Origin of the sequence: Brevibacterium casei CIP 102111, assembly GCF_900169275.1 — a bacterium.
GTDB classification, from domain to species: Bacteria; Actinomycetota; Actinomycetes; order Actinomycetales; family Brevibacteriaceae; genus Brevibacterium; species Brevibacterium casei.
Map to the genome: position 1 here is coordinate 717,798 of NZ_FXZC01000001.1, position 26,678 is coordinate 744,475.

Sequence of the window (26,678 nt, forward strand, 5' to 3'; positions counted from 1 at the left end):
CGTTCACTCCTGGGCGGGCAGCTGCCAGTCGATCGGGGCGATGCCCTTCTGCGCGAGCAGCTCGTTCGTCCGTGAGAACGGCCGCGAGCCGAAGAAGCCCCGCGACGCGGACAGCGGGGAGGGGTGCGCGGATTCGATGATGGCCACCTCGGCGGGGCCGGAGGTGAGCAGCGGGGCGAGGTTCCGCGCATCCCGACCCCAGAGGATCGCGACGAGGGGACGGTCACGGCTGATCAGCGCCCGGATGGCCCGCTCGGTGATCGCCTCCCAGCCCTTGCCGCGGTGGGAGGCCGGGGAGCCGGGGCTGACGGTGAGGACGCGGTTGAGGAGCATGACTCCCTGCCGGGACCACGCGCGCAGGTCGCCGTGGGCGGCGGGAGGGATCCCGAGGTCGTCGGCGAGCTCCTTGTAGATGTTCGTCAGGGACCGCGGCAGCGGCCTGACCTCGGGGTCGACGGCGAAGGAGAGGCCGATCGGATGACCCGGGGTCGGGTAGGGGTCCTGGCCGACGATGAGGACCCTGACCTCGGACAGGGGCTCGGCGAAGGCGCGGAAGACCGCCTCGCCCGCCGGCAGGTAGGAGCGTCCGGCGGCGTTCTCCGCTCGGAGGAAGTCGCCCATGAGGTGGATGTCGGCTTCGGAGTCGGCGAGCGCCTCGGCCCAGTCGGGGGACATGATCGTGCTCAGCTGCGCATTCGAGGTCATGCCGGTGATTCTATCGAGCACGCGTCGGCCGCCGTGTGCTCCGAGCGCAGACGAGGTGTGCATGATCGCCCAGCCCTCCGGCGTTCAGATCGGCAGGGGCCAGGGGCTATGCTCGGGAGAACGAGTTCATCGGAGAACCTGGAAGGTGAGAGCACCCCAATGACGGAATTTCCCGACGCCACACCCTGGAAGATGTACATCGGCGGAGAATGGGTCGACGCCCTCGACGGAGAGACTCATGACGTCATCACCCCGATCGACCGCAACGTCGTCATCGCCACGGTGCCCGAGGGCAAGGAGGCCGACGCGGACCGGGCGGTCAAGGCCGCTCGCGCCGCCTTCCCCGAATGGGCAGGACTGCCGTTCAAGGAGCGGCAGAAGCTGCTCATCAAGTGCGCCGACGCGCTCGAAGCCGGTTCGGAGGAGCTCGCAGAGCTCACCGCGCTCGACACCGGCAACGCGATCCGCACGCAGGCGAGGCCCGAGACCGTCATCCTCGCCGATCTCTTCCGCTACATGGGCGGCGTCGCCGGTGAGGTCAAGGGCACGACCCTGCCGGCCGGAGACAGGCAGCTCCAGTACACGAAGCGGGTGCCGCTGGGCGTCGTCGCCGGCATCCTCCCGTGGAACTCGCCGCTGATGATCGCGGCGTTCAAGACCCCTGCCGCGCTCGCCGCCGGCAACACGATCGTCCTCAAGTCGGCCGAGGACGCTCCGCTGACGATCCTCAAGATGGCCGAGCTCCTCGACGGGATCCTTCCGCCGGGCGTCCTCAACGTCGTCACCGGCAAGGGCTCGGTCATCGGCGAGGCCCTCAACGTCCATCCCGATGTCGACAAGCTCTCGTTCACCGGGTCGACGAACGTCGGTCGGCACGTCGCCGAGGTGGCCGGCAGGCGTCTGGCGCACTCGTCGATGGAGCTCGGGGGCAAGAGCCCGAACATCATCTTCCCCGACTCCGACGATGAGGACACGGTCGAGCAGGTCCTCCTCTCGACGCGCTTCGCCCGCCAGGGGCAGTCGTGCACGATGGGCTCGCGCCTCTTCCTCCATGAGGACATCTACGACTCGTTCCTCGCCAAGCTCGTCGCCGCGGTGAAGAAGATGAAGGTCGGCGATCCGCGTGACGAGGAGACGGACATCGGCGCGATCATCAACGAGAAGCAGTACGACCAGGTCGCTGACTACATCGAGATGGGCAAGTCGATGGACGGCGTCGAGATCGCCTACGACGGCCACGGTGAGCTCAATGTCGGCGAACCCGGCTTCTACCATGCTCCGGTGATCTTCTCGAAGGCCCAGAACGACTGGCAGACGAGCCAGGAGGAGATCTTCGGTCCCGTCCTCTCGGTCATCCCCTGGAAGACCGTCGACGAGGTCATCGGCATGGCGAACACGAACGAGTACGGACTCGCCGCCTACGTGTTCACGAAGGATCTCGACTCGGCGCTGACGATGGCCGACCGGATCGAGTCCGGGTGGATCCAGGTCAACCAGGGCGGCGGTCAGCTGGCAGGACAGGCCTACGGCGGCATGAAGAACTCGGGCTTCGGACGTGAGGCCTCACTCGAGGGCATGCTCGAGGGCTTCACCCAGATCAAACAGGTCAACATCCGCATCCGCTGAGGGAGGAGCCGCAGCGCACCCGCTGCGGGTCGACGGTCTCCCGACTGGGGGCAGGGGCATCGGCCTCTGCCCCCGGTCGTGCACAGCCCCGCTATGCGCGGGTCGTGCTCTGCCCCGCTCGGACCGTGCAGGATCCATAGGCCGGGACCGACTGTGACTTCCGCAACGGTGACAGTCACGCCCGGCGGGACCCGGCGGTCGCCTCGGCGAGGGGGAATCCCCGGTGCAGAGCCGAGTCCGCCGCCCCTGCGGGTCTCGGAGGGGCGAGCTGGCGCGGCGGGAATGACAGCCGTGTCATTCTGGCGATAGCATAAGCTTCAGAGTACACACCCGAAGGAGCACACCGTCTATGCCGCAGAACGAGGGCACCCCTGAACTGAGTGAGCTCGAGGTGTCCGTTCTGGAATTCGAGCGGCGCTGGTGGAAGTACGGCGGTGCGAAGGACCACGCGATCCGCGAGCGCTTCGACATGTCGGCGACGAGCTACTTCCAGATACTCAACTCCCTGCTCGACAATCCGGCGGCCCTCGCGAGCGATCCGATGCTCGTCAAGCGGCTGCGCCGGATCCGCACGACGCGACAGAGCGAACGTGCGCAGGCCCGCGTCTCGAGGTAGCCATGACTGACGAATTCGACTCCATCGAGCCAGGCCGCCGCAGTGGAGCCCATCGGCAGGACTCCGCGGCCTCGTCGAACCTCGGGGCGATCACGCTGGTCATCGTCCTCGCGCTCGTCGCGGTCCTCCTCGTCGTCGCGGCGATCAACATCATCACCTCCTCCATGCGCGACCCCGAGACGACCGTCGGCGAACCCGCCCCGGAGACCTCGGCGCCGGCGACGCCGAGCCCCTCGGAGAGCGAAGTCAGCGTCGTCGACTCCTCGCTCACGGTCGACGTGCTCAATGGCTCGGGAGTCTCCGGCGTCGCGAAGAGGTTCTCCGACGCGGTCGAGGAGAAGGGCTGGACCATCGGCAAGGTCGGCAACTACTCGACTGCCCGCAGCGACTCGGTCGTCTACTACAAGGACAAGGGTTCGGCCGCGCAGGCGAAGCTCGTCGCCGACGCCCTCGGCATCGAGGCCACGGAGCAGTCGGACGACTTCACCGCCGACCTCACCGTCGTCGTGTGCTCGGACATCGCCCAGCGCGGACCGTCGTCGAGCGGCACGGATTCGGGTTCGGGAAGTGCTGAATCCGAAGGGACCGGCTCGGGCGCCGGCAGTGCTGGATCCGAAGGCGGACAGTCTGAGGGCACCGGCCTCGGTGAGGGCTGAGAGTTCACGCGAATTCACAGGATGAATGCCGGCTGAAATCAAATGTAACGAATTGATAACAGTGTTGAGCGAACCTCTGGCCCGCCCGGCCCTGGGGTAGAGTTTTACCAGCTAGGCAAGCACTGCACCTTGTGTTCTGATCGTGCTTCACCGAGATCAATCTCCAGAGGTCAATGAGAGAAATCGCGGGGTCTGTTGAGGTTTACTAGCGTTCGGATTCCGGCACTGCGTTGTGTCGGAAGCGGATTTCAAATGACACTGCATTCTATGGAGAAGTAATGGCACAAGGCACCGTCAAGTGGTTCAACGCCGAAAAGGGCTACGGATTCATCACCCTCGAAGGCGACGGCCAGGACGTGTTCGTCCACTGGAGCGCGATCCAGATGGACGGCTACCGCTCCCTCGAAGAGGGCCAGCAGGTTGAGTTCGAGGTCGGAGAAGGTCAGAAGGGTCCCCAGGCGGAATCCGTCACCCTCCTCTGAGTCTGATGTCGCCGGCGTGAAGCCGTGCGCGACCGTGCCCCGCGATCTCCGCAGATCCCGGGGCCGCGGTTTTCGCTGCCGGCGTCATCGGTCCGCTGCGATGGCCGTCTGACGGTCGGCTCTGCGGACATCGAGCCACGAGGCGCCGAGTCGATGACGACTCGGCGCCTCTGCATTTTGCGCGGGGCTCACCCCGCGGTGTCGCGGCGACGCCGGTCGGTGGGGCGCCGTCCTCCGGTCGCGCGCTGTCGTTCGGTGGGGCACTGCTGGCGGACGTTCACCGCGCCCCCTGGTGGTGCGACTCGTCCGTCGCCTACGGTCGCCGCCCCAGGCCTGACCGTTCGCGTCGACCTGCCGTCGGTCGCTTCTCGTCATCGTTCCTCAGAGACTCCCCGGAATTCCTGGTTTCGCGAGGATTTCGTTTGCACTCTCCCCCTGAGAGTGCTAAATCTAGTGGTGGTGAAAACCACGGGATCGCATCAGTCGTCTCGAGAGCGTGGTCCCCGTGTGGAATGGAACATGCGGACACACTCTCTGCCGTCGCGGGCGCTGACGACTGCTCTGGGATCCCAGTCCACTCCATCAGGGAGGATCTAAGCCACTATGGCAAAGATGATTGCATTCGACGAAGAAGCTCGTCGGGGACTTGAAGCCGGTCTCAACCAGCTTGCGGACGCGGTCAAGGTGACGCTTGGACCGCGCGGCCGCAACGTCGTGCTCGAAAAGCAGTGGGGCGCACCCACGATCACCAACGACGGCGTGTCCATCGCCAAGGAGATCGAGCTCGAGGATCCCTACGAGAAGATCGGTGCCGAACTCGTCAAGGAAGTCGCCAAGAAGACTGACGACGTCGCCGGCGACGGCACCACCACCGCCACCGTGCTCGCTCAGGCGCTCGTCCGCGAGGGTCTGCGCAACGTCGCGGCCGGTGCTGACCCGCTCAGCCTCAAGCGCGGAATCGAGAAGGCTGTCGCCGCAGTGACCGAGGTCCTGCTCGACAACGCCATCGAGATCGAGACGAAGGAGCAGATCGCTGCCACCGCCGGAATCTCCGCCGGTGACCCTGCGATCGGTGAGCTCATCGCCGAGGCGATCGACAAGGTCGGCAAGGAAGGCGTCGTCACCGTCGAGGAGTCCAACACCTTCGGACTCGAGCTCGAACTGACCGAGGGCATGCGCTTCGACAAGGGCTACATCTCCGGTTACTTCGTCACCGACACCGACCGCCAGGAAGCCGTCCTCGAGGATCCCTACATCCTCATCGTCAACTCGAAGATCTCGAACGTCAAGGATCTGCTGCCCGTCCTCGAGAAGGTCCAGCAGACCAACAAGCCGCTCCTGATCATCGCCGAAGACGTCGAGGGCGAAGCACTCGCCGTCCTCGTGCTCAACAAGATCCGCGGCACCTTCAAGTCCGTGGCCGTCAAGGCTCCGGGCTTCGGTGACCGTCGCAAGGCCCAGCTCGCCGACATCGCCATCCTCACCGGTGGCCAGGTCGTGTCCGAGGAAGTCGGGCTCAAGCTCGACAACGTCACCCTCGACCTGCTCGGCACCGCCCGCAAGGTCGTCGTCACGAAGGACGAGACGACGATCATCGAAGGTGCTGGAGACGCCGACGAGATCGCCGGTCGCGTGGCCCAGATCCGCGCCGAGATCGAGAACTCGGACTCCGACTACGACCGTGAGAAGCTGCAGGAGCGCCTGGCCAAGCTGGCCGGCGGTGTTGCCGTCATCAAGGCCGGAGCCGCGACCGAGGTCGAGCTCAAGGAGACGAAGCACCGCATCGAAGACGCCGTGCGCAACGCCAAGGCCGCTGTGGAAGAGGGAATCGTCGCCGGCGGCGGCGTCGCCCTCATCCAGGCCGGCAAGGCCGCCTTCGACGACCTCTCGCTCACCGGCGACGAGGCCACGGGTGCCAACATCGTCAAGGTCGGCATCGAGGCTCCGCTCAAGCAGATCGCCACGAACGCCGGTCTCGAAGCCGGTGTCGTCGCCGACAAGGTCGCGAACCTCGAGCCGGGCTGGGGCCTCAACGCCGCCACCGGTGAGTACGAGGACCTGCTCGCCGCAGGCATCAACGACCCGGTCAAGGTGACCCGTTCGGCTCTGCAGAACGCCGCGTCGATCGCCGGTCTGTTCCTCACCACCGAGTCGGTCGTCGCCGACAAGCCCGAGAAGGCCGCACCGGGTGCTGACGCAGCCGCTGCCGGTATGGACGGAATGGGCGGCATGGGCTTCTGATCAGCCCAGCGCTCGACGAGCCGTGCCGGTGTCCGCAGGGACGCCGGCACGGCTCTTCTCGTTGTCACCGCGACGCTGTCTCCGCGAGGCGGTCTCACTGGCCCCCGCCGAGGCTGTCTCACGAACTCTCGCCGAGGTGGCCGGACGGTGGGGTGCCGACCGCGGGCAACTCAGTCCCAGGGGTTCTCGCGGCGGTGACGGCGCTCCTCGCGCCGCCTGCGCAACTCGTCGTCGCGGGGATCGATCTGGCCCGGCCCGTACGGCGGCATCGGAGGGTGCGGGGGCTGGAGTCCGTGGCCGAAGGCCACGTCGTCGTCCTCGACGTCGCGCTGCGGCGCCTCGAGCTGACGTTTGGCCTCCTCATCGCCGAGGTGAGCCCTGGCCCGTTTCGTCAGCTCCTTCTTCCGCCGACGGATGATCTCGTCTTTGCCGGTGATCTGGGAGACCGCGCCGAAGAACGTCGGAAGGATGATGAAGATCGGCCAGAAGAAGATGAAGGCGCCTGTCGCGATCGAGGAGACCGCCCAGATGAGGAGCGTGAAACCGACAGGACCGGCGACCATGCCGAGCAGGGCGCGGCGGACGCGGTCACGGTAGTACTTCTCGGCGGCGGCTTGGATCTGGGTCGGAGTGATGGGGATCCGCTCGTCGTCGAGCTGTGCGAGAGCTCGCTTGCGGGAAGCCTCGTCGAGGTGGTCGGGGTCGATCTCCTCAGCGTCGGCGACGACGAGGTCCGAGACGAGGTCGGGGATCTCGCCGAGAGTCTTGACGCGTCCTGCCGTCTCCATCCGCTCGTCGAACTCGCCGGCGTCGATCTGCCCGAGGGCGTAGGCCTCGGAGAGCACGTCGGTGACGACGGCCCGATCGGCGTCGGAAGCCCTGACCTGGCCGTAGGCGCGCGGGTCTGCGCTGAAGCGGGACCAGAGGGGACGACTTTCCATGCCTCTTACTGTAACCCCGCACGAGCGGCCCGGTTCCTGGGATCTCGCGCCGAATCCGACGCGCTCCCGGACATCCCTGAACGGGGCCTGAACGGCCACTAGACTCTCTCTGGTGGAACCCGTCGTCGTGCTCATCCTCGCCGCAGTCTTCGTCGGAGCACTCTCACAGCGGGTGACGGGGATGGGGTTCGGGCTGGTCAGCGGACCGTTCCTCGTCCTCCTTCTCGACCCGGTCTCCGGCGTCATCCTCGTCAACCTCTGCGGGATCATCGCCAGCGGCACGGTCTTCGCGCGGACGTGGCGCGAGGTCGAGTGGCCGGTGTTCTGGAAGCTGGCCGTGGGCACCGTGGCCGGGACCGTGCCCGGAGCGCTCCTGACGACCGCACTGCCGACGGCGCCGCTGCAGATCCTCATCGGAGCGCTCATCATCACCTCGCTCGCCGTCTCCCTCATCATCGGCCGCTTCGGCGCGACGATCCCTGCGAACTTCGGGACGCAGTTCACCTCGGGGTTCGTCTCCGGGACGATGTCGGCGGCCGCCGGTGCCGGCGGACCTGCGGTGAGCGCCTATGCGGTGCTCACCCGGTGGGAGCAGCGGCCGTTCGCCGCGACCCTGCAGCCGTTCCTCGTCGTCGGCACCGGGTCGGCGATCCTCGCGAAGGCCCTCCTCGACGAAGGGGCCTGGCCGCGGCTCGACCCGACGATCTGGGTGGGGATCGGAATCGTGCTCGTCGCCGGCCTCCTCGGCGGGGATCTGCTGGCGCGGAGGCTGCCGCCGACGACGGCGAGGATCGCGATGATCGTCCTCGCCTTCGGTGGGGGAGCGGCGACTCTGGCCAAGGGGCTGGGGTTGTTCGGGTGAACCGCCTCGGCGGGGAATCGGAACGGGCACGCGCAGGCAAAGGGCGGCTGGGACTGAGGGCGCATAGGGGCGCGGCTCAGTCGCTTGCCAGTTTCATCGGGCATACTGGGCAGTGTTCCGTCCATCTGGGAGGCAGAGATCGTGGGAACAGTTTTCCTGTTCATACTCATCGTCCTCGGGGCCATCTTCTTCATCGGCCACCGCAAGGAGAAGAAACGTCAGAAGGAGCTCCACGCCGCGGAGCTCGCGCAGGTGAAGAAAGCTGCGGAAGAGGACGTCACCGAATTCGGCGAAGAGGTCGCCGAACTCGACATCCTCACGTCCGGGGTCGAACTCGACACCGGCGGATCGCAGGACTACAAGCAGGCGCTCGATTCCTACGATGTGGCGAAGGAGACCCTCGAGAAGGTCGAGGAGCCCACTGACATCCGTCACGTCACCGAGGCGCTCGAAGACGGCCGCTACGCCGCGAAGTGCGTGCGTGCCCGCGTCGAGGGCAAGCCGCTTCCCGTGAGGCGCCCGCCGTGCTTCTTCAACCCGCAGCACGGACCTTCGGTCGAGGACATCGACTGGGCTCCCGCCGGCGGTCAGCTGCGCCCGGTCCCCGTGTGCGCCGCCGATGCCGAGCGCGTCGCCGTCGGCGCCGAACCCGCGGTCCGCAAGGTCGTCACCGGTGACGGTCACACGCGTCGCGCCTACTGGGAGGCCGGCCCGGCCTACGCCGAGTACAACCGCGGCTACTTCAACTCCTACGCCGGCTCCGGCCTGCTGCCAGGTGTCCTCATGGGCGCCATGCTCTTCGGCGGCATGGGCGGCGGCTGGGACGGCTCGTACGCCGAGGGCTACCAGGACGGCATGGGTGCCGACGGCGAAGACGCCGGCGGCGGCGATGTCGGCGGTGGTGACGGCGGCGGATTCTTCGGCGGAGGCGACGGTGGTGACGGCGGAGGACTCTTCGGCGACTTCGGAGGCTTCGACTTCTGATGGACGTCGTTCCGATCCGTGACGAGTCGATCAGGCTCGGCCAGCTCCTCAAACTCCACGGCGTCGCCGAACACGGCGCGATGGCCAAGGATCTCATCGCCGCCGGTGACGTCTTCGTCAACGGCGAGGTCGAGACCCGCCGAGGAGCGACCATCCGTCCCGGTGACCGTGTCGAGGCGCTCGGCGAGGTCTTCGAGGTCCGAGCAGAGACGGACTGAGGAATGTCGGTCCCGTCCGCACCGAACTGAGCACAGCGAGTCGATCGCCGTGCCTGCTGAGTCCTCGTCGGACCGGTCGGGTGCGGCGATCGACTGCGTCTACCCGTTCCAGGGTCGGTGGCTGGTCCAGAACAGCCCTGCCGACCGTGTGCCCAGCCACGGCACCACGCTCTTCGGCAGCGCACATGCGATCGACTTCGTCCCCGTCGATGCGGGCGGGCGATCCGCTCCCTTCACCGTCGCCGCGCTGTTGCGCACGGAGGTTCCTGAGCACTTCCCCGGCTTCGGTCGCAGGCTCTGCTCACCGGCGCACGGGGCGATCATCGTCGTCGAGGACAGCCTCGCCGATCACCGGACCCATCGCGGATTCCCCTCGCTGCTCTACGCAGCCTCCCAGCGCACCAGGTTGGCCGGCGGGTGGCGGGAACTGGCAGGCAATCACATCGTCATCGCCCTCGGCTCGGCCTTCGTCGTCCTCTGCCACCTGCAGCAGCACAGCGCCATGGTGGTGCCCAGGCAGTCCGTGACCCCCGGTGAGCCGGTGGCCAGGGTCGGCAACTCCGGAAACAGCACCGAACCCCATGTGCACGTGCAGGCTGTCGATCGGCTCGACTTCGACAACGCGCAACCGGTGCCGATGAGCTTCGCCGGGGGAATGCCGCGAAGCGGCGAGATCATCTCCGTGTGAGTATGCTCAGCCCTCGAGGGCGCGGGGAGTCTCGTCGAGTCCGGGCGCGTCCCAGAGCGGGGACCAGCGCGACATGTCGTCCTCGAAGGGCAGCTCACCGGAGAGGATGCCCTTGACCTGGATCTCGAGCGCGTTGTCCCGCTGCCGGGGACCGGTCGGCGCGAAGGGGTAGAACGTGCCGCGCTTGTACTGGTAGACGAGCGCCAGCCGCCTGCCGTCCGAGTGCGCGAAGTACACGGTCGAGCACAGGAGCATCGTGTCGAAGCCCTGGTTGACCAGCGCCGCGTTGACGGCGTGGAGGTTCGTCACGAGGTTGACCACCTCGGCGTCGGAATCGGTGACGACCTGCCAGGTGTAGCCGAAGCCGTCGTTCGTTTGCCGCACGCTCGCGGCCGGGTCGGAGCTGATGAGCGCGACGCTCTCTGCCTCGGCGGAATCGAAGGCCGCACCTTCGACCTGGCGGAACACGACCGCACCGACACCGGTGGGGACGAAACCGGTGGCCGCCTGCAGGGTGAGTGCCGCAGGCGGCAGAGCGAAGAGGTCGTCGAGGTTGGCGCGCTTCGGCTTGGAGCGGCCGAGGATGGCGTCGAAGAAGCCCATGGGTCTCCTAATGGGTGTCGGTGGTGGTGCCCGGAGCCGACAGCGGCCCGAGCCGGGCGCGGTCGGTCATTCCGGCTTCGAGAGCTGCGCGGAGATCTTCGCCAGCTGGGCGAGCCGCTTGTCGAGCGAGGGGTGGGTGGAGAAGAGCTCCCCGAATCCGGAGCTGCCATGTGCGGCGGGGATGAGGGCGAGATGGTTCGCCGAGGCGGTCTCGCGCAGGTCCTTTTCCGGGATCCTGTTCATGTCCCCGCTCAGCTTCGTCAGCGCCGAGGCCAGCACCGAGGGTCGACCCGTGAGGAGGGCCGCGGCCCGATCGGCCGCGAGCTCGCGGTAGCGGGAGAGGCTGCGGATGAGGAGGAACGAGAGACCGTAGACGACGGCGCCGACGAGGATGAAGAGCAACTGGATGGGGATGCCGCCGTTGTTGTCGCGGCGTCCGCCGAGGGTCATGTAGTACCCGGCGCGCATCATCAGGGCGGCGACGACGCCGGTGACCCCGGCGACCGTCATCACGGTGACGTCACGGTGGGCGACGTGGGAGAGCTCGTGGGCGAGGACGACCTCGACCTCCTCTCGGTCGAGCTTCTCGAGCAGGCCTCGGGTCACGCAGACGACCGAGCGTTTGGGGGAGCGCCCGGTGGCGAAGGCGTTGGGCACGGCCGAGTTGGACACGGCCACCCGCGGCTTCGTCGAATCCGAGAGCTGCGTGAGCCGGTCGATCATCGTGTGGAGCTCGGGTGCCTCCTCGGGGGAGACCTCTCTGGCGCCCATCGCCTTCATCGCGATCGAGTCGGAGAAGTACCACTGGAAGAAGAACGCCCCGATGCTCACGAGCACGGCGATGATGACACCGGTCGTGCTTCCGCCGAGCATCCACCAGACAGCGAGGATGAGCACGACGTAGATGAGCCCGTTGAGGAAGATCGTCCACCCCATCCGCATGGTGAGTCCGTTGTCCTTGACGAAGCGGTTCGACATCGTGGGTCCTCTCTGGGTTGTGCGCATCCGGCCCATCACCTGGCATCAGGCGACGGGCCGGAAATCGTGGAGTCGAGGTCGGATGGACCGGGCGGCTGCGGGGCGGAGAGCCGGACTGCAGCCTCGGCGGTCGGGCGGACCGGACTCAGGCAGGGTCGGGGATGAACCCCTCGCCGGTGAGCAGCTCGGAGATCTCCTCGAGGGTGGCGTCGACGAAGGGGACGACGACGTCGCTCGTGCCGAGGAAGTCGTCGGAGACGGGCTTGCCGTGGCTGACGACGTAGTCGTGGAGCTCCTGCAGTGCGGTGCGGGCCTCCTCCGTGTCACCGGATTCGACAGCGTGCTCGACCTGGTTGTCGTACTTCTGCAGAAGCGCCTGATCGACGTCGGCGACGTCGAACTGACCCTCGCCCATGATCCGGATGATCATCACTGGCCCTCGCCTTCGAGCGACTTCTGGTCCTTCTTCTCGCCGGCCGGAAGAGACTCGCGCATGCGGGCGAGCTCCATCTCGACGTCGTTCTCGCTCGAGAGCGCATCGAGCTGGGCGCTGATGTCGTCCTTCCGCGTCCCGGTGACGTCATCGAGGGCGCCGGAGGCGATGAGCTCGTCGACGGCACCGGCCCGGGCCTGCAGGGCCGCGGTCTTGTCCTCCGCGCGCTGCACGGCGAGGCCGACATCGCCGAGCTCTTCGGAGATGCCGGAGAACGCCTCGCCGATCTTCGACTGCGCCTCGGCGGCGGTGTACGTCGCCTTGATGGTCTCCTTGCGCGTGCGGAACGCATCGACCTTCGCCTGGAGGCGCTGGGAGGCCAGCGTGAGCTTCTGCTCCTCGCCCTGGAGACCCTCATGCTGGGTCTGGAGATCGGTGATCTGCTGGCTCAGCCCGGACTTGCGGGTGAGCGCTTCGCGCGCAAGGTCCTCGCGTCCGATCTCCATCGCCTTCTGCGCCTGGCCGGAGAGCTTGTTCTGCTGCTGCTCGAGCTGGTTGATCTGCAGTTCGAGGCGCTTGCGGCTGGTCGCGACGTCGGCAACGCCGCGGCGCACCTTCTGCAGCAGTTCGAGCTGCTTCTGGTACGAGTAGTCGAGGGTTTCGTTGGGGTTCTCGGCCTTGTCGAGGGCCTTGTTCGCCTTCGCTCCGAAGATCGTCGCGATTCGTTGGAAGATGCTCACCGTTGTCGACTCCTGCTCTGGTCCTGATCCGGCGAGCGCGGAACGGAAACCTCCCATCCAGGAGTCTCCCGGCCTCGATCGCCGTGAACTTATCGCCTTCAGCCTACTCATAAAGGCTGATAGTTTCCCAGATGCAGACGAGGAAACAGGGACAGATCGGTCCGCGTGTCGCGCCCGGCGCAGCCCCCGGCCACGGTGCTCGAGAGTGCGCAGGAAGCGTGGGCGGGCGGGCCCCGGGACGACCGCAACCGGGTGCGCCGAGGAGCATCCGGCCGGGGTCGCTCGGCGGGGCCGGCACCGATCGGTGGGCTGACTCACGGAGCGAAGAGCCGCGAGTTCGCCGCCTCCACCTCCGAGTACTGGGCCGCCGCGGTGCCGAGGGCACCGTGGATGGAGTTGAGCGACTCGAAGAGCTGCTTCTGCGCGCCCTCCCACTGGTTGATGACCGCCTGGAAGTTCTGTGCCGCGCTGCCCTTCCAGCACTCCTGCAGCGTGAGCAGGTTGCGCAGCATCGTGTTCGACTCCGTTACGAGGGCCTGCGACGAGGCGGCGGTGGCGGTGGCTGCGGACGAGACGCGCTCGGCGTCGACTTCGAAACTCATGGCTTCTCCTTCTCCTGCGATGGTCGCCACCGCGAGAGGCGATGGTCGTGGGGGCAGGGTCCAGCGTTGCCTGATCCACGACCGCGGGCAAGGCGGACGACGAAGGGTGTGGACGGTCCCTGACCGTCCACACCCTTCCAGCACATGAGTGCCGGATCTGTCCCCAGGCGCTGGCACACAGGTGATCGCACCCGTCCGCCTCACCCGGTACCCGGCCTCACCCGAGCACCCGACTCACACCCTGGCCGCTCTCCTCAGGGGAGGATGAGCACTCCCTGGAGGATGAGCCCTCACTGGAGGATGAGCGAGACCGAGAGCTTCTGCTCCTGACCTCCGCGGACGATGGTGAACTCGACCGGGGTGTTCACCGGCTGTGCGCGGACGAGGGCCTGGAGCGAGATCGCGCTCGTCACCTTCGTGTCGCCCACTGCGATGACGTCGTCACCGTCCTGGAACCCTGCCTTGGCGGCAGGAGAACCCGGCTCGACGGCCTGCACCTTGGCGCTGGCGCGGGTGATCCCACCGGTGTTGATCTGTCCGTCGGTGAGCCGGACGCCGAGGAACGGGTGCTGAGCCTTGCCGGTGGCGATGAGCTGATCGGCGATCATCACCGCCTGCGAGGCGGGGATGGCGAAGCCGATGCCGATCGACCCCGACTGCTGACCTTCCTCACCCTGGCCGAGCGACGCCGCAGCGGAGTTGACGCCGATGAAGTTGCCGTTGCCGTCGACGAGCGGGCCGCCCGAGTTGCCGGGATTGATCGCCGCGTCCGTCTGGATCGCGTTGGTGATCGTCAGCTCCTTCTGCTGCGAGGACGCGTCATCGCCGATGTTCTCCGTGGTCACGGGTCGGTCGAGGGCCGAGACGATGCCGGTCGTCACCGAGTCGGCGAGTCCCAGCGGATTGCCGAGCGCCATCACCGGATCGCCGACGCTCAGCGCCTTCGAATCGCCGATCGGCAGCGGCTTGACGCCTTCGGGAACCTGGTCGAGCTTGATGATCGCGATGTCGGTCGAGGGATCCCGGCCGACGATCTCGGCCTTCATCGTCGCACCGTTCTTCATCGTCACCGTGAGCTCGCCGCCCGGAGTGTCCGAGGGGGCGACGACGTGGTTGTTCGTGATGACGTGGCCCTGATCGTCGTAGAGGGAGCCCGATCCGAGGGCGACGACGCGACCGTTCGCGGCGGCTTGGATCGAGACGACGCTTTCGGATGCGGACTTCGCGACCTCGGTCCAGTCCGGCGTCTCGATCGTCTGCTCGGCGACCTTCCTCGACTCGGTGCCTTCCTGCATCGCGCTCACCGCATAGCTGCCGCCGAACGCCGCACCCCCGCCGAGGAGGGCGGCGATGAGGGCGATGGCGATCGTCGCGCCCCACCCCGGTCCGCGCTTCTCCCGCCGAGGCTGCTGACCGCCTCCGTACGGACCCTGACCTCCGGAGCCGTAGGAGTCGGTGGCGTAGGGGCTGGCGCCCGCCGAGGCATACTGGCTCTGCCCGGAGGCGCCGTACTGGCCCTGACCACTCGTGTCGTACTGGCCGCCCGAGCCGTAGGACCCGGTCGATGATCCGTACTGACCGGAGCCGGCGGATCCGTACTGGGCTGAGCCGGTGGATCCGTACTGACCGGCTGCGGCGCCCGGCTGACCGGAGGCTCCGGCACCGGGGTAGCCGCTGGACGATCCCGGCTGGGAGCCGTGGGGACCAGGCGCTCCGTATGCGGCTGAGTCCTGCTGACCGGTGGCGCCGGAGCCCTGGTGTCCGGCCGCGTAGCCGGCGGCGGCACCGAAGCCCGCAGCTGCTGCGCCGCCCGAAACATTCGACGACTGACCCGGGGCGATCGATGACTGACCCGGTGCGTTCGACGACCGGCCCTGGGAGTCCGACGGGGTGCCGGGGGAGGGGTGTCCGCCGGTGGCGCTGCCCTGCGCGCTCGAGTCGTAGCCGCGCGATTGACCGTAGCCCGACTGGCTGGTGTTGCCCGACTGACCGTGGCCGCCGGTCTGACCGTAGCCGCTGGACGGGTTGTGCGTGCCACCCTGATTCGATCCGTACGTGCCGCCCTGACCGGTGGAGGCACCGCTGCCCCGGCCGTTGCCGTCCACAGGGTTCTGAACATAGGTCGGCTGGACGCGGGTCCGGTCGTCTCCACCCGAGGCGCCGAAACCGGTCGTCGCCGGGTAGCTGCGGGTCGACTCATCGGATCGAGGGCCCGCCTGTCCGGAACCCTGGCCGTAGCCGGAGCTCGACGACCCCGACCCCTGACCCGACTGGCCCTGGGTCGGCTGGCCTGAGCCCTGGCCCGGCTGGGACGTGTCGGGTCCCGACGGATAGGAGTCCCGCCTCGGCGAGGTCGAGTCCGACCGGTCGGCAACCGAATCGCTGGGGAAGGTGCGGGGGACCTCGGAGGAGCGACGAGGGAACGTGCGGTAGTCGTCGTCTCCGTGCCTGCCCCGGTTCCGGGGAGTGTTACCGTCGTTGCTGCTCATCGCTCGTCCTTTCGCGCGTCTGGAGCACTGTCTTCGTTCTCTGGTATCGGCAGGTCGACGCGGAAGGTCGCGCCGCCCCCTGGCGTTTCGTGGACGGAGATGACTCCGTGATGGTTCTCGACGATCGCCTTGACGATCGAGAGACCGAGCCCCGATCCGCCGGTGTCCCGGGTGCGGGAGACGTCGAGGCGGTAGAACCGCTCGAAGATCCGCGGGACCATCTCCGGATCGATGCCCTCGCCGTGGTCGCGGACCTCGAAGCGGACCCGACCGTTGGGGAACCCCCGCAGGGAATCGTCGACGGCCAGGGTTCCTGCGGCCGTGACGTTGGGGACGATCCCCGCCGGTTCCTGCGCGTCGGCCGCATCGGCACCGCTCGAGTCGCCTCGGCGGAAGATGCGGACTCCACCGGTGACGAAACCGCGCTCACGGGACTTCTCCTTCGCCCCCGGCTTGCCCGAGTCGTCCCCGCCGCCGTTGGACCTGCGCTCAGCGTCATCCGGCAGACCGACGACGCCGACGGCGAATTCGATCGCCGCCTGCTCGGGCGTGTGCCGCACGGCGTTGCCGGCGAGGTTGACGATGACCTGGCGAATCTTCGACTCCGAGCCGCGGATAAGCGGCACCGGCTGCGCATCGGATCCGTCGAGTCCGATGAAGCTGATGTCCCGGTCCGGGGCCTGGGCTGCGGCGTCGGCGGCGGCGTCGCGGACGACCTTGAACAGGTCGATCGGTCCGATCTCCGCCGGTCGCTGCTCGTCGAGGCGGGCAAGGACGACGAGGTCGTCGACGAGCACGCCCATCCGCTTCGCCTCCGACTCCATCCGCTCCATGGCCTGGCCGATGTCCTCAGGCTTCGTGATCGCGCCCTGCCGGTAGAGCTCGGCGTACCCGCGGATCGTCACGAGCGGGGTGCGCAGCTCGTGCGAGGCGTCGGAGACGAACTGCCGGATCCGCTTCTCCGAGCGGGTCTGGCCGTCGAACGAATCCTCGATCCGTCCGAGCATGGTGTTGAGCGCTGCCGAGAGCCGGCCGAGCTCCGTGTTGCGGGGGAAGGTCGGCACGCGCTGGCTGAGATCGCCGCCGGCGATCCGGGACGCGGTCTTCTCGATGTCACGCAGCGGGCGGAAGGTGTTGTTGATCGCCCAGTACCCGATGCCGGCGACCATCGCGAGCGCGAGCAGGCCGATGCCGATCATCGTGTTCCGGGCGCGCTCGTTGATGTTGTCGATCTCGCGATCGAAGGGGACCGCGATCGTCACGAGTACCTGAGTGTTCTGCACCTTCATCGCCCGTGCCCGCCACTGCGAGTTCGTTCCGGCGACCGTGAACGGCTCACCGGCCTTCTCGTAGACGTCGGCCTCGGTGACCTTGGGAAGGATCGGGTGGTTCTTCGGCGACGGGGCGACCGGGTCGCTGATCGGGTTGCCCTTGGTGTCGAAGAACTGGACGTAGAACCCGCCCGGGAGCAGATCCTTGAGCTGGCGCCACGAATCCGAGTCGATCGTCGTCGGCGCCGAGGTCCCGCCCTTGCCGTCCTCCGTCGACTGCAGCTGCGCCGGCTGGAACACGTCCTGGTACGCCTGCTTCGCCAGCGTCTCCGAGGCGCTGATGAGACGTTCATCAGTGCGTTCGATGAGACTGTCGCGGAGGTTCTCCAGCACCCACGCGCTCGTCCCGGAGAGGACGAGGAGCATGAGGAGCATCATGATGCCGAGGAGTTTGGTGGTCAGAGACCACTCCTCCCAGAAGCTCGGTCGGGAGGGACGGGATTGTTGTGCCACGTGAGTAATCTAGCGCCCGCGCTTGGGGGACTACTTGGATTCCGGTGTGCGCAGCATGTAACCGACACCGCGCTTGGTCTGAATCATCGGCGTCCACTCCATTTCCACAGGGTGTCCTGCGGCGTCGGTCTCCGGGGTGACATCGATCTTGCGTCGGAGGTAGGAGATGTAGGACTCGACGATGCCCGTGTCGCCGCCGAAGTCGTACTCCCAGACGTGATCGAGGATCTGCGACTTCGAGAGCACGCGGTTGGCGTTGAGCATGAGGTAGCGCAGCAGTTTGAACTCGGTGGGGGAGAGGTCGATGAGGATTCCCGAACGGCGCACCTCATGGGTGTCGTCGTCGAGTTCGAGATCGCCAGCCACGATGACGGCGTTCTCCTCCTCCTCGAGGCTGCGGGTGCGGCGGAGCACCGCGCGGATGCGGGCGACGACCTCTTCGAGGCTGAACGGCTTCGTCACGTAGTCGTCACCGCCGACGGTCAGCCCCGTGATCTTGTCCGAGGTGTCGTCGCGGGCGGTGAGGAAGACGACGGGAGCGTTCATGCCGATCTGGCGCAGGCGCCGGGTGACGGTGAAGCCGTCCATGTCGGGCAGCATGACGTCGAGGACGAGGAGGTCGGGGTTGGTCTGCTCGGCCAGTCGCAGGGCCTCGGCTCCGTTGGCGGCGGAGACGACGTCGAAGCCGGCGAAGCGCAGGCTCGTCGAGAGGAGTTCGCGGATGTTGGGCTCATCGTCGACAACGAGGAGGGTCGCTTCGATGTCGGTGTCATTCTGTGTGCTCATGCGTCCAGTGTGGAGAGCCACCCTGAGAGTCGAGTGAACGTCAGCTGAACGCGAATGTGACCTCGATCACTGAAAAATTCCCAGGAAAGTCGATTCGGGTCCGATTCGGCTCTCAGGCTCTCAGGAACGGGAGGTTGAATTGCGGGGAATCTCAGCCTCCGCGCAAGTCGGACACAGAAAGAGGCGCGCGAGCGTCGCTTCCGCACCCGCGTCGAGTCCTGCTGTGAGATCCCGGCGGGCGGGGTTCTCAGCCGTTCGCGTGCTCGGCGTCGCTCTGCCTGGCACGGAAGGCCGCGACGTGGGTGCGGTTCGCGCAGTTGCCGGTGTCGCAGAAGCGCTTCGAGCGGTTGCGGCTGAGGTCGGCGAGGTAGGCCCGGCAGTCTTCGGCCGCGCAGCGGCCGAGCCGGTCGAGGTCGCCGGAGCGGATGAGGTCGATGAGGACGAGCGCGACGTCGGCGGCGACCCGATCGGCGAGGCTCGCACTCGAGCCGACCGCGTGGAGGTGCCAGTCCCAGTCGTCGTGGCGGACGAGCTGCGGCAGGGCGTCGGTCTCGCGCAGGGTGAGGTTGACCTCGGCGACGATGCGCTCTTCGAGCGCCTCGCGGTCGCTGTCGACCTCTGGGTCGAGTCCGGCCGCAAAGGCGGCATCGAACCGGTCGCGCAGTCGCCGGGTCTCCTCGACGTCGCTCTTCGTCGCCCGCAGCGGTCCCGAGAAGTCGTGTCGGGAGGCGAAGTCGTGGAGGTTCGCCGTCGTCGTCAGCTCATCGCCCGCCTCGGCGATGGTCCCTGCTGTGTTGAGGAGGTCGACGAGCATCGTGAGGTTCGAGCGGATGTCGTAGGCAAAAGTCATGATGGTGACCATTGTGCCACAGCCTGTAAGGAGCAAAATGCACTTGACTCATTTCATTCGGCTGCGGAATACTGGCAGCACAGGGGCTCGCACTCACCGCTGAATGCGCCCCTGACCCGCAGTGACGCCCGTCACGGCGGGACAGTCCGGCACGTCGGAACGGTCAGTCGCAGTTGACGATCCGTTGCGACGGAACGGTCAGCCGCCTCGGCGAACACACACTTCAGGAGGTCAGGAATGAGTCGCACAGTGATTCTGGGGTTCGTCCTCACTCTCGCCTCGGCGTTCTTCTTCGCGGTCTCGGGACCGATCGCGAAGACGATGTACGCGGTCGGGTGGACGCCCGGAGCCGTCGTGCTCATCCGCCTCGTCGGCGCCGCCCTGCTCCTCCTCGTCCCCAGCCTCATCGCGCTGCGCGGACGCTGGGCGGAGGTGCGCAGCAGCTGGCGCACCGTCCTCATTTACGGACTCGTCTCGATGGCCGGGGTGCAGGGCTTCTACTTCGTCGCCGTCGAGCACCTCACCGTCGCCGTCGCCCTGCTGCTCGAGATGACCGCGCCGATGCTCATCGTCTTCTGGATCTGGGCGCGCACCCGCACCCGCCCGGCGACCGTGACGTTCATCGGAGTCGTCATCTCGATGATCGGCCTCCTCCTCGTCCTCAACCTCCGCGGCGCCTCGATCAGCATCCTCGGAGTCGTCATGGCGCTCGCCGCCGCGGTCTGCCTCGCCTCGTACTTCCTCGTCTCGGCCAAGGACACGATCACCGTGCCGCCGGTTGCGCTGACCGGGCTCGGTATGGGCGTGGGTGCCCTCGTCATGGGCGTCGTCGTCCTCATCGGCGTCATGCCCTGGGGTGCGACGGTCCACGACGTCGACTTCGGCGGCGTCCAGGCCTCGTGGGTGCTGCCGATGGCGCTCATCGTCCTCTTCACCGCCGGGGCCTACATCACCGGCATCCTCGGCCTGCGCTACATCGGCGCGACCGTCGGGGCCTTCGTCAACCTCATCGAGGTCCCGTTCTCCGTCGCAGTCGCGTGGCTCCTCCTCGCCGAGATGCCCGCCCCGATCCAGCTCTTCGGCGGCGTGTTCATCCTCGGCGGCGTCGTCTTCATCAAATGGGGCGAATCCCGGCTGGCCCGCCGGGTCCGCAGCCGTGAGGTCGTCGCCCGCTCGGAGGCCTTCGCCGAGGTGTGAGGCGATTCCGCGTCGACCTCAGCGCCCGGAAGGTGGCTGAGACCGCAGCTGATAGCTTGAGGGCATGGGCCACATCGAAGTCAGCGACGTCTCGTTCACCCTGGCCGACGGCCGTCCCCTGCTCTCGGGAGTGAACTTCCGCCTCGGCGACGGGGCGAAGGCCGCTCTCATCGGTGCCAACGGCGCGGGGAAGACGACGCTGCTGCGGATCCTCACCGGTGAGCTCGTCCCGGAGTCCGGGTCGGTCTCCCGGACCGGATCCGTCGGTCTCATGCGCCAGTTCATCACCGCTGACACCGTCGCCGAGGCGCTCGAGGAGTTGGCGCCGAAGCGGATCCGCACAGCGGCGGCCGTCGTCCGCCGGGCCGAGCAGCGGCTGCTCGGACCCGACGGAGAGACCACCGAGGTGCAGATGGCCTACGCGAACGCCCTGAGCGAATGGGCGGACGCCGGCGGCTACGACGCCGAGGTCCTCTGGGACACGTGCACCACCTCGGCGCTCGGGGTCCCGTTCGAGAAGTGCCGCGACCGCGCCGTCTCGACACTGTCGGGCGGGGAGCAGAAGAAGCTCGTCCTCGAGGCGCTGCTGCGCGGAACCGACGAGGTCCTCATCCTCGATGAGCCCGACAACTTCCTCGACGTGCCGGGCAAACGGTGGCTCGAGGCCCAGCTGCGGGAGACCGACAAGAGCGTCCTCTTCGTCTCCCACGATAGGGAGCTGCTCGCACAGGCGGCAACGGAGATCATCACGCTCGAACTCTCCGCGGCAGGGAATTCCGCATGGATCCATCCCGGCGGGTTCGGCACCTACCACGAGGCGCGCGCCGCCCGCTTCGAACGGCTCGAGGAGCTGCGCAGACGCTGGGACGAAGAGCACGCGAAGCTGCGCGCCCTCGTCCAGATGTACAAGCAGAAAGCCGCCTACAACTCGGACATGACCTCACGGTACCGGGCCGCGCAGACACGGCTCGAGCGCTTCGAAACCGCGGGGCCGCCCGAGGCGATCCCGCGCGAGCAGAACCTCGGCATCCGCCTCGGCGGGGGACGGACCGGCAAGATCGCGATCGTCGCCGACGGTCTTGAGCTCACCGGCCTCATGCTGCCCTTCGACCTCGAGGTCCACTACGGGGACCGGGTCGCGGTGCTCGGGTCGAACGGGTCGGGGAAGTCCCACTTCCTCCGCCTTCTCGCCGCCGGCGGCACCGACCCCGAGGCCGAGCACCGGCCGGTCAGCGACATCGACATCCCCGCCGTCGACCACGAGGGGCGGGTGCGGCTCGGTGCGAGGGTGCGCCCGGGGTGGTTCGCGCAGACGCACGGCCGGCCCGACCTGAGTGGGCGCAGCCTGCTTGAGATCCTTCACCGCGGCGATGAGCACCGCAGCGGTCTGCCGCGTGAACCCGCGTCGCGGGCGCTCGCCCGCTACGAGCTCGCCGGGGCGGCCGAGCAGACCTTCGACTCGCTCTCCGGCGGGCAGCAGGCGAGGTTCCAGATCCTCCTCCTCGAACTCGCCGGGGCCACCCTGCTCCTCCTCGACGAGCCGACGGACAACCTCGACCTCGTCTCCGCCGAGGCGCTCCAGGATGCACTCGCCGCCTTCGACGGGACGGTGCTCGCCGTCACCCACGACCGCTGGTTCGCTCGGGACTTCGACCGGTTCCTCGTCTTCGGCTCCGACGGCGAGGTCTACGAGTCGAGCGAGCCGGTCTGGGATGAGGGCTGCGTCGTCCGCGCCCGCGGGTGAGGTCCCATGCCCGCGGGTGAGATCCCCGCGTCACCGGGTGAAACCGCAGCGCGAGGGCTAGCGGACTTCGATGTCGTAGCTGTAGCCCTGCTCGGTGAGGAACCGGCGGCGTTGGGCGGCGAAGTGCTCGTCGACGGTGTCGGCGGCGACGACGGTGTAGAACGTCGCCGAGCCGGCATCCTCCTTCGGGCGGAGGATGCGGCCGAGCCTCTGCGCCTCCTCCTGCCGTGACCCGAACGCCCCGGAGACCTGGATCGCCACCGAGGCGGCGGGCAGGTCGACGGAGAAGTTCGCGACCTTGGAGACGACGAGGACGCGGATGGCGCCGGAGCGGAAGTCGCGGAAGAGCTGCTGACGCTGCGACTCCGGGGTCTGGCCGGTGAGCACGGGCGCGTCGAGCTCCGCACCGATCTCCTCGAGCTGGTCGAGGTACTGGCCGATGACGAGGATCTGCGCGTCCGGGTGCTCGGCGACGAGGCTGCGGACGATCGGCAGCTTCGCATCCGAGGTCGCGGCCAACCGGTACCGGTCCTCCCCGTCGGCGCGCGCGTACGCGGTCCGGGTGCCCCCGTCGAGGCGCACACGGACCTCATGGCAGGCGGCGGTGGCGATGAACCCGAGACGTTCGAGCTCCTTCCACGGCACCTCGTACTGCTTCGGCCCGATGAGGGAGAACACCTCGTCCTCCCGGCCGTCCTCGCGCACGAGGGTCGCCGTCAGTCCCAGCCTCCGCCTCGCCTGCAGGGACGCGGTGAGCCGGAAGATGGGGGCCGGCAGGAGGTGGACCTCGTCATAGATGACGAGCCCCCAGTCTTTCGCGTCTAGGAGTTCGAGATGGAGATACGAGCCCTTCCGCCGCGTCGTGAGCACCTGATAGGTGGCGATCGTGATCGGCCGGATCTCCTTGACCGAGCCCGAGTACTCGCCGATCTCGTCCTCGGTCAGGGTGGTGCGCGCGAGGATCTCATCCTTCCACTGCTTCGCCGAGACCGAGTTCGTCACGAGGATGAGCGTCGTCGTCTGCACCCGCGACATCGTCGCGACCCCGACGACGGTCTTGCCCGCCCCGCAGGGGAGGACGACGACCCCGGACTCCCCGGCCAGTGACTGGTCGATCGCCTCGCGCTGGTAGTCGCGCAGATGCCACTGCCCGCCGTGGGCGTCGTCGCTGAGCGCGATGTCGTGGGCTTCGCCGTCGATGTAGCCGGCATGGTCGGAGACCGGGTGCCCGAGCTGGAGGAGCGCATGCTTGAGCTCCCCGCGCTCGGAGGGGTGGACGAGGACGGATTCGGCATCGAGGCGCCTGCCGAACTTGCCGACGAGGTCGGGCTGGCCGACGAGCCGGTCGAGCAGCTCGGTCTCCGTCGACGTCAGGGTGAGCCCGTGGAGGGGATGGTCGATGAGCGTGAGCACCCCGAACCGGTCCATGATGTCGACGATGTCGACGAGCAGCTCGTGGGGCACCGGATACTTCGCGAACTCGAGGAGGACGTCGACGACCGACTCCGCGTCATGCCCGCTCGCGCGCGCGTTCCACAGTCCCAGCGGGGTGATCGTGTACGTGTGGATGTACTCCGGGGTGCGCGCGAGCTGCGCGAACGGGGCGATCGCCACGGCCGCCTCGACGGCCAGGGGATGGCCAGATTCGAGGAGCACGGTCCGGTCGGATTGGACGATGAGGGGTCCGTTCATTCACTTCCTTCGCCGAGGTGACAACGAGGTGGTCAACGCCCGCGCGGTCCCGATTGTTCCCCGGCCCCGTCCGCGTCGTCGGGGCCGCCCGTGTCGTCGGTACCGGCTGTGCCGTCGGCTCCGTCCGCCGATGCCTGCGCTGCCGGGTCCGGCACCGGGTCGACGCTGACGATGCGCGCGATCGACAGGGACGCCTCGGCGCCGGTCGTGACCACGGTCCCGCGCACCCTGCCGCCGTTGACCGTCGTCGGCTGCATCCGCACCACCTGTTCGTTCCCGTGGGAATCGGCGAGCCGGATCGTCACGAGCGATTTCGTCTCCGCAGCCTCCCGCAGTCGGTCGAGGTGTCCGAGCGGTTCGTCGCTGGCGCTGCGTGTGCTCGCGGCACCCGCCGGAGAGCGGAGGATCCGCAGATACTCGCCGAGGCGGTCGTCGCTCACCCGGGCCCGCCTCCTCGTCGTCACCTCGGGTTCGGTCTGCGTGATCACCGAGCGGCGTCGCACGGGACCGGTGGGGGAGTGGAGGAGCGCATGGTGGTCCCCGGATTCGAGGAGGTGCATGGTGCGTTCGGGACCGAGCTGGCTGATCGCCACGGTCGGGGCCAGCCGTTCGAGGTTCGCGGGCACCATGATCTGGTCGGCGAGGATGACGTCGAGGTCGACGGGGTCGTCGACGACGAGGACGGCGCGGGCGCCTGCGACGCGGACCCGGCGCAGCTTCGCCGCCGTGTTGGTGACAAGGAACTCGAGCGTCGAGGGCAGCTCCTCGGCGCTGATCTCCCGCAGCTGGGCGAGCACCTCGGCTGAGTCGATGCCCGTCTGCATGCTCGCCTCGACCGTGTCCGCATCGATCCGGTAGACGGTGCCCTGACCGCGGGCCTCGACGACGGCGAAGCGGCGGAGGATGTGGTGGACTCGCGGGTCGATGGGTCCCGTCGCCACGGCCGTGAGATCGGATTGGATGAGCACGGTCTCGACCTCGGGGACGAGACCGTCTCGGACTTCGGCGGTGACCTCGGCGGGCACCGCCAGTGCGGCCACGCTCAGACCCAGGGGAGCGATGGAGGGGTCACGGCGGGCCTCAGCGGCCATCGCCTGCTCGAGGCCGGCGGCGAGCATCGACCCGAACCGGCTCGGTCCGAAGTGGTTCGGCTGCTGGAGCGGGGTCGTCGCGAGACCGAGCATGACCGTCGTCCGCAGGACCTCCTCGGTGATCGCCGCCTCGTGGGCGGGCAGGAGGGGATGGGTGCGGAGCACCTCCCGGTGGATCCAGGCCGCCGAGCGTGAGGAGCCGAGGCCGATGCCGTGGAGGACGGAGAGCACCGTGGACCGCAGCAGCGGCATCGCCGGCACGGATTGGGCGAAGCCCTTGAACAGGGACCTCTTCGGCGTCGCGAGCACGGTGAGGCGTTCGTTCGCACTCGCCCCGGCGACGAGCTGGGTGACCTCCTGGGATTCGCGCAGCCAGGCGGTGACGAGTGCCGCCCACGTATCGGCGCGGTCGCCGGAGAGGACCTCGCGTGCGGTGTCGCTCGCCGTCCACTGCGGGTCGAGCGGGTCGTCGAGGACGCCGATGAGTCCGAGCGCCTTCGCCGCGAGCAGCAGGGTGATCGTGTGGGTGCTCTCGAGCTCGAGGCTGCGGGCGAGCCGACCGACGTCGCGCTTCGATATGCCGCCGCTGGTCAGCCGGGACACCGGTGCGGAGTCGAGATCGTCGACGAGCCCGCGCAGGGAGGAGATCACCTCGGCGACGGCGGCCTGTTCGCTGTTGTGGATGAGCGCCTGCGGGATCACGGTCTCAGACTCATCGATCGCCGCCTCGGTGGAGGTCTGCCACGGGCGGGGCCGGGCGGCTTCGGCCGCCGACGTCGGCAGCAGGGTGATCGCCTCGGACTGGATCCTCCAGGTGCCCGGCGTCGACGTCGGCCACGCGAGACCGAGGTCGCGCAGGCGGGTGAGTTCCGCCTCGGCGGGGGTGGGCGTCAGGGAGCCGATGTCGATGTCGGGACTCGTGCGGGCCGCGGTGGCGAGGTCGATGAGGAGGTCGAGCTCGGACGCGGTGAGCGCCTCGATGCCGCGGGAGACCCCGATGCGCGAGGACGCGGCCGCGGCCAGCGCCCCGATCGTCGGCGACTCGGGCTGGAGCAGGTCCCGGCGGCTCCGGGCGAAGGACTCGAAGTCCGCATCGGAGCTGTGGGCGAGCCAGGCGCTGAAGGTCGTTGACATCGCCGTTCAGTGTATCCCCAGGGGTATGATGGTGGGGTCAGGAAAGCACATTCCCTCGGGAGGGACGAGCATTGTCAGCCAAGCGTGTCGACACGGCCATCGTCGTCGTGGCCGTCGCAGCAGCCGTCATCGGAGCCGCCGCACTCCTCGGCGTTCTGGGTCAGGCGTGGATGGGGTACACCCCCTCGCATCTGCTGACATACCTGCCGATGATCCTCCTCCCGGTCGCCTTCGCCCTCGCCGCCGCGGCTGTGATCCGCGCGGTGCTGCGACGCCGGCAGACCGCGGCGGGTCCGAGCTGAGCGGACCGCGCCGAGACCGGGGCCGCACCGACTCTCGGTGACGCCCGCCCTGCCGGCCGGACCCCCGCGCGGGGCCGACTGAGTGCGCCCCACAGGAACCGGCGCCGGGCCCGCACGCGGGCCGCTGGGAACCGCGGAACGTCGGAGGGATCCGATCCCGGGCCGGACGTCCGGCCGGGATGCGGGGAGAAGGCGGCACCTCCTCGGCGAGGATCCACGGGGACGACGCGGATC

The 26,678-nt window shown here is 68.1% G+C and carries 25 protein-coding genes; 12 read left to right on the plus strand and 13 right to left on the minus strand.

Features of this window, described 5'->3' with window-relative positions; genetic code table 11:
- Nucleotides 1-3 precede the first annotated feature (3 nt).
- Complete coding sequence (locus BC102111_RS03120) at nucleotides 4-705, minus strand: uracil-DNA glycosylase (protein WP_095376308.1); 702 nt, start codon at nucleotides 703-705, stop codon at nucleotides 4-6.
- A gap of 159 nt (nucleotides 706-864) precedes the next feature.
- On the opposite strand from BC102111_RS03120, the gene BC102111_RS03125 reads away from it, so the two are divergent.
- The 5 genes from BC102111_RS03125 to groL all read left to right on the plus strand — a co-directional run bounded on the left by BC102111_RS03125 (nucleotide 865) and on the right by groL (nucleotide 6,326).
- Complete coding sequence (locus BC102111_RS03125; RefSeq protein ID WP_009376449.1) at nucleotides 865-2,331, plus strand: aldehyde dehydrogenase family protein; 1,467 nt, start codon at nucleotides 865-867, stop codon at nucleotides 2,329-2,331.
- A 349-nt stretch (nucleotides 2,332-2,680) separates the two neighbouring features.
- Complete coding sequence (locus tag BC102111_RS03130; protein WP_009376448.1) at nucleotides 2,681-2,947, plus strand: DUF3263 domain-containing protein; 267 nt, start codon at nucleotides 2,681-2,683, stop codon at nucleotides 2,945-2,947.
- A gap of 2 nt (nucleotides 2,948-2,949) precedes the next feature.
- The gene (locus BC102111_RS03135) at nucleotides 2,950-3,603 is read left to right on the plus strand and encodes a LytR C-terminal domain-containing protein (RefSeq protein ID WP_009376447.1); all 654 of its coding nucleotides are present in this window, start codon (nucleotides 2,950-2,952) and stop codon (nucleotides 3,601-3,603) included.
- Nucleotides 3,604-3,881: 278 nt separating this feature from the next.
- Nucleotides 3,882-4,085, plus strand: coding sequence for a cold-shock protein (locus BC102111_RS03140; RefSeq protein ID WP_009376446.1), 204 nt, complete (start codon nucleotides 3,882-3,884; stop codon nucleotides 4,083-4,085).
- 603 nt (nucleotides 4,086-4,688) lie between these two features.
- Nucleotides 4,689-6,326 (plus strand): chaperonin GroEL, encoded by a 1,638-nt coding sequence (gene groL, locus BC102111_RS03145; protein ID WP_009376445.1) that lies wholly within the window; start codon nucleotides 4,689-4,691, stop codon nucleotides 6,324-6,326.
- Between the two features lie 170 nt (nucleotides 6,327-6,496).
- On the opposite strand, the gene BC102111_RS03150 is transcribed toward groL, so the two are convergent.
- A complete protein-coding gene (locus tag BC102111_RS03150; RefSeq protein WP_009376444.1) occupies nucleotides 6,497-7,267 on the minus strand; it encodes a DUF1707 SHOCT-like domain-containing protein in 771 nt (256 codons plus the stop codon).
- Between the two features lie 112 nt (nucleotides 7,268-7,379).
- Between BC102111_RS03150 and BC102111_RS03155 the strand changes: the two genes are divergently transcribed.
- The 4 genes from BC102111_RS03155 to BC102111_RS03170 all read left to right on the plus strand — a co-directional run bounded on the left by BC102111_RS03155 (nucleotide 7,380) and on the right by BC102111_RS03170 (nucleotide 10,019).
- Nucleotides 7,380-8,129 carry a sulfite exporter TauE/SafE family protein gene (locus tag BC102111_RS03155; protein WP_101623549.1) on the plus strand — a complete coding sequence of 250 codons (750 nt, stop codon included), beginning with the start codon at nucleotides 7,380-7,382 and terminating at the stop codon, nucleotides 8,127-8,129.
- 141 nt (nucleotides 8,130-8,270) lie between these two features.
- Nucleotides 8,271-9,113, plus strand: a complete 843-nt coding sequence (locus BC102111_RS17700; RefSeq protein WP_101623550.1) for an OadG family protein — start codon at nucleotides 8,271-8,273, stop codon at nucleotides 9,111-9,113.
- Entirely contained in the window at nucleotides 9,113-9,331 is a 219-nt protein-coding gene (locus BC102111_RS03165) for an RNA-binding S4 domain-containing protein (protein WP_009376441.1), read from the plus strand. The genes BC102111_RS17700 and BC102111_RS03165 overlap by 1 nt, the downstream gene beginning before the upstream one ends.
- A gap of 49 nt (nucleotides 9,332-9,380) precedes the next feature.
- A complete protein-coding gene (locus tag BC102111_RS03170) occupies nucleotides 9,381-10,019 on the plus strand; it encodes a M23 family metallopeptidase (RefSeq protein ID WP_101623551.1) in 639 nt (212 codons plus the stop codon).
- Between the two features lie 6 nt (nucleotides 10,020-10,025).
- On the opposite strand, the gene pspAB is transcribed toward BC102111_RS03170, so the two are convergent.
- The 9 genes from pspAB to BC102111_RS03215 form a co-directional block, all read right to left on the minus strand.
- Nucleotides 10,026-10,622 (minus strand): PspA-associated protein PspAB, encoded by a 597-nt coding sequence (pspAB, locus tag BC102111_RS03175; protein WP_101623552.1) that lies wholly within the window; start codon nucleotides 10,620-10,622, stop codon nucleotides 10,026-10,028.
- Between the two features lie 66 nt (nucleotides 10,623-10,688).
- Nucleotides 10,689-11,600: a zinc metalloprotease HtpX gene (htpX, locus tag BC102111_RS03180; RefSeq protein ID WP_101623553.1), complete on the minus strand. Its 912-nt coding sequence runs from the start codon at nucleotides 11,598-11,600 to the stop codon at nucleotides 10,689-10,691.
- 145 nt (nucleotides 11,601-11,745) lie between these two features.
- Complete coding sequence (gene pspAA / locus BC102111_RS03185) at nucleotides 11,746-12,030, minus strand: PspA-associated protein PspAA (protein ID WP_009376437.1); 285 nt, start codon at nucleotides 12,028-12,030, stop codon at nucleotides 11,746-11,748.
- Nucleotides 12,030-12,773: a PspA/IM30 family protein gene (locus tag BC102111_RS03190; RefSeq protein WP_009376436.1), complete on the minus strand. Its 744-nt coding sequence runs from the start codon at nucleotides 12,771-12,773 to the stop codon at nucleotides 12,030-12,032. Before BC102111_RS03190 ends, pspAA begins: the two co-directional genes overlap by 1 nt.
- Before the next feature lie 314 nt (nucleotides 12,774-13,087).
- The gene (locus tag BC102111_RS03195) at nucleotides 13,088-13,375 is read right to left on the minus strand and encodes a WXG100 family type VII secretion target (protein WP_009376435.1); all 288 of its coding nucleotides are present in this window, start codon (nucleotides 13,373-13,375) and stop codon (nucleotides 13,088-13,090) included.
- Between the two features lie 290 nt (nucleotides 13,376-13,665).
- Nucleotides 13,666-15,864: a trypsin-like peptidase domain-containing protein gene (locus BC102111_RS03200; RefSeq protein WP_101623554.1), complete on the minus strand. Its 2,199-nt coding sequence runs from the start codon at nucleotides 15,862-15,864 to the stop codon at nucleotides 13,666-13,668.
- Nucleotides 15,861-17,648, minus strand: coding sequence for a sensor histidine kinase (locus BC102111_RS03205; protein ID WP_009376433.1), 1,788 nt, complete (start codon nucleotides 17,646-17,648; stop codon nucleotides 15,861-15,863). Before BC102111_RS03205 ends, BC102111_RS03200 begins: the two co-directional genes overlap by 4 nt.
- 30 nt (nucleotides 17,649-17,678) lie before the next feature.
- On the minus strand, nucleotides 17,679-18,434 hold the full coding sequence (locus tag BC102111_RS03210) for a response regulator transcription factor (RefSeq protein WP_101623555.1): 756 nt from the start codon (nucleotides 18,432-18,434) through the stop codon (nucleotides 17,679-17,681).
- A 247-nt stretch (nucleotides 18,435-18,681) separates the two neighbouring features.
- On the minus strand, nucleotides 18,682-19,284 hold the full coding sequence (locus BC102111_RS03215; protein ID WP_040341326.1) for a CGNR zinc finger domain-containing protein: 603 nt from the start codon (nucleotides 19,282-19,284) through the stop codon (nucleotides 18,682-18,684).
- 237 nt (nucleotides 19,285-19,521) lie between these two features.
- On the opposite strand from BC102111_RS03215, the gene BC102111_RS03220 reads away from it, so the two are divergent.
- Nucleotides 19,522-20,481: an EamA family transporter gene (locus BC102111_RS03220; protein ID WP_205772101.1), complete on the plus strand. Its 960-nt coding sequence runs from the start codon at nucleotides 19,522-19,524 to the stop codon at nucleotides 20,479-20,481.
- Between the two features lie 64 nt (nucleotides 20,482-20,545).
- Nucleotides 20,546-22,225, plus strand: a complete 1,680-nt coding sequence (locus BC102111_RS03225; protein WP_101623557.1) for an ABC-F family ATP-binding cassette domain-containing protein — start codon at nucleotides 20,546-20,548, stop codon at nucleotides 22,223-22,225.
- Between the two features lie 57 nt (nucleotides 22,226-22,282).
- Here the strand turns inward: BC102111_RS03225 and BC102111_RS03230 are convergent, their stop codons facing one another.
- On the minus strand, nucleotides 22,283-23,917 hold the full coding sequence (locus BC102111_RS03230) for a DNA repair helicase XPB (RefSeq protein WP_095376255.1): 1,635 nt from the start codon (nucleotides 23,915-23,917) through the stop codon (nucleotides 22,283-22,285).
- 32 nt (nucleotides 23,918-23,949) lie between these two features.
- On the minus strand, nucleotides 23,950-26,142 hold the full coding sequence (locus BC102111_RS03235) for a helicase-associated domain-containing protein (protein ID WP_101623558.1): 2,193 nt from the start codon (nucleotides 26,140-26,142) through the stop codon (nucleotides 23,950-23,952).
- 71 nt (nucleotides 26,143-26,213) lie between these two features.
- Here BC102111_RS03235 and BC102111_RS03240 point away from each other — a divergent pair, with 71 nt between their 5' ends.
- Nucleotides 26,214-26,444, plus strand: coding sequence for a hypothetical protein (locus BC102111_RS03240; protein WP_009376426.1), 231 nt, complete (start codon nucleotides 26,214-26,216; stop codon nucleotides 26,442-26,444).
- Nucleotides 26,445-26,678 lie beyond the last annotated feature (234 nt).

Excerpts from the sequence above, each read along its gene's own strand:
- BC102111_RS03230 (WP_095376255.1), bottom strand. The coding sequence starts at position 23,917 with ATGAACGGACCCCTCATCGTCCAATCCGACCGGACCGTGCTCCTCGAA.
- BC102111_RS03220 (WP_205772101.1), top strand. The coding sequence starts at position 19,522 with ATGAGTCGCACAGTGATTCTGGGGTTCGTCCTCACTCTCGCCTCGGCG.
- BC102111_RS03210 (WP_101623555.1), bottom strand. The coding sequence starts at position 18,434 with ATGAGCACACAGAATGACACCGACATCGAAGCGACCCTCCTCGTTGTC.
- BC102111_RS03225 (WP_101623557.1), top strand. The coding sequence starts at position 20,546 with ATGGGCCACATCGAAGTCAGCGACGTCTCGTTCACCCTGGCCGACGGC.
- BC102111_RS03120 (WP_095376308.1), bottom strand. The coding sequence starts at position 705 with ATGACCTCGAATGCGCAGCTGAGCACGATCATGTCCCCCGACTGGGCC.
- BC102111_RS03235 (WP_101623558.1), bottom strand. The coding sequence starts at position 26,142 with ATGTCAACGACCTTCAGCGCCTGGCTCGCCCACAGCTCCGATGCGGAC.
- BC102111_RS03195 (WP_009376435.1), bottom strand. The coding sequence starts at position 13,375 with ATGAGTTTCGAAGTCGACGCCGAGCGCGTCTCGTCCGCAGCCACCGCC.
- pspAB (WP_101623552.1), bottom strand. The coding sequence starts at position 10,622 with ATGGGCTTCTTCGACGCCATCCTCGGCCGCTCCAAGCCGAAGCGCGCC.
- BC102111_RS03130 (WP_009376448.1), top strand. The coding sequence starts at position 2,681 with ATGCCGCAGAACGAGGGCACCCCTGAACTGAGTGAGCTCGAGGTGTCC.
- BC102111_RS03135 (WP_009376447.1), top strand. The coding sequence starts at position 2,950 with ATGACTGACGAATTCGACTCCATCGAGCCAGGCCGCCGCAGTGGAGCC.
- BC102111_RS03140 (WP_009376446.1), top strand. The coding sequence starts at position 3,882 with ATGGCACAAGGCACCGTCAAGTGGTTCAACGCCGAAAAGGGCTACGGA.
- groL (WP_009376445.1), top strand. The coding sequence starts at position 4,689 with ATGGCAAAGATGATTGCATTCGACGAAGAAGCTCGTCGGGGACTTGAA.
- BC102111_RS03165 (WP_009376441.1), top strand. The coding sequence starts at position 9,113 with ATGGACGTCGTTCCGATCCGTGACGAGTCGATCAGGCTCGGCCAGCTC.
- BC102111_RS03215 (WP_040341326.1), bottom strand. The coding sequence starts at position 19,284 with ATGACTTTTGCCTACGACATCCGCTCGAACCTCACGATGCTCGTCGAC.
- BC102111_RS03150 (WP_009376444.1), bottom strand. The coding sequence starts at position 7,267 with ATGGAAAGTCGTCCCCTCTGGTCCCGCTTCAGCGCAGACCCGCGCGCC.
- pspAA (WP_009376437.1), bottom strand. The coding sequence starts at position 12,030 with ATGATCATCCGGATCATGGGCGAGGGTCAGTTCGACGTCGCCGACGTC.
- BC102111_RS03125 (WP_009376449.1), top strand. The coding sequence starts at position 865 with ATGACGGAATTTCCCGACGCCACACCCTGGAAGATGTACATCGGCGGA.
- BC102111_RS03200 (WP_101623554.1), bottom strand. The coding sequence starts at position 15,864 with ATGAGCAGCAACGACGGTAACACTCCCCGGAACCGGGGCAGGCACGGA.
- htpX (WP_101623553.1), bottom strand. The coding sequence starts at position 11,600 with ATGTCGAACCGCTTCGTCAAGGACAACGGACTCACCATGCGGATGGGG.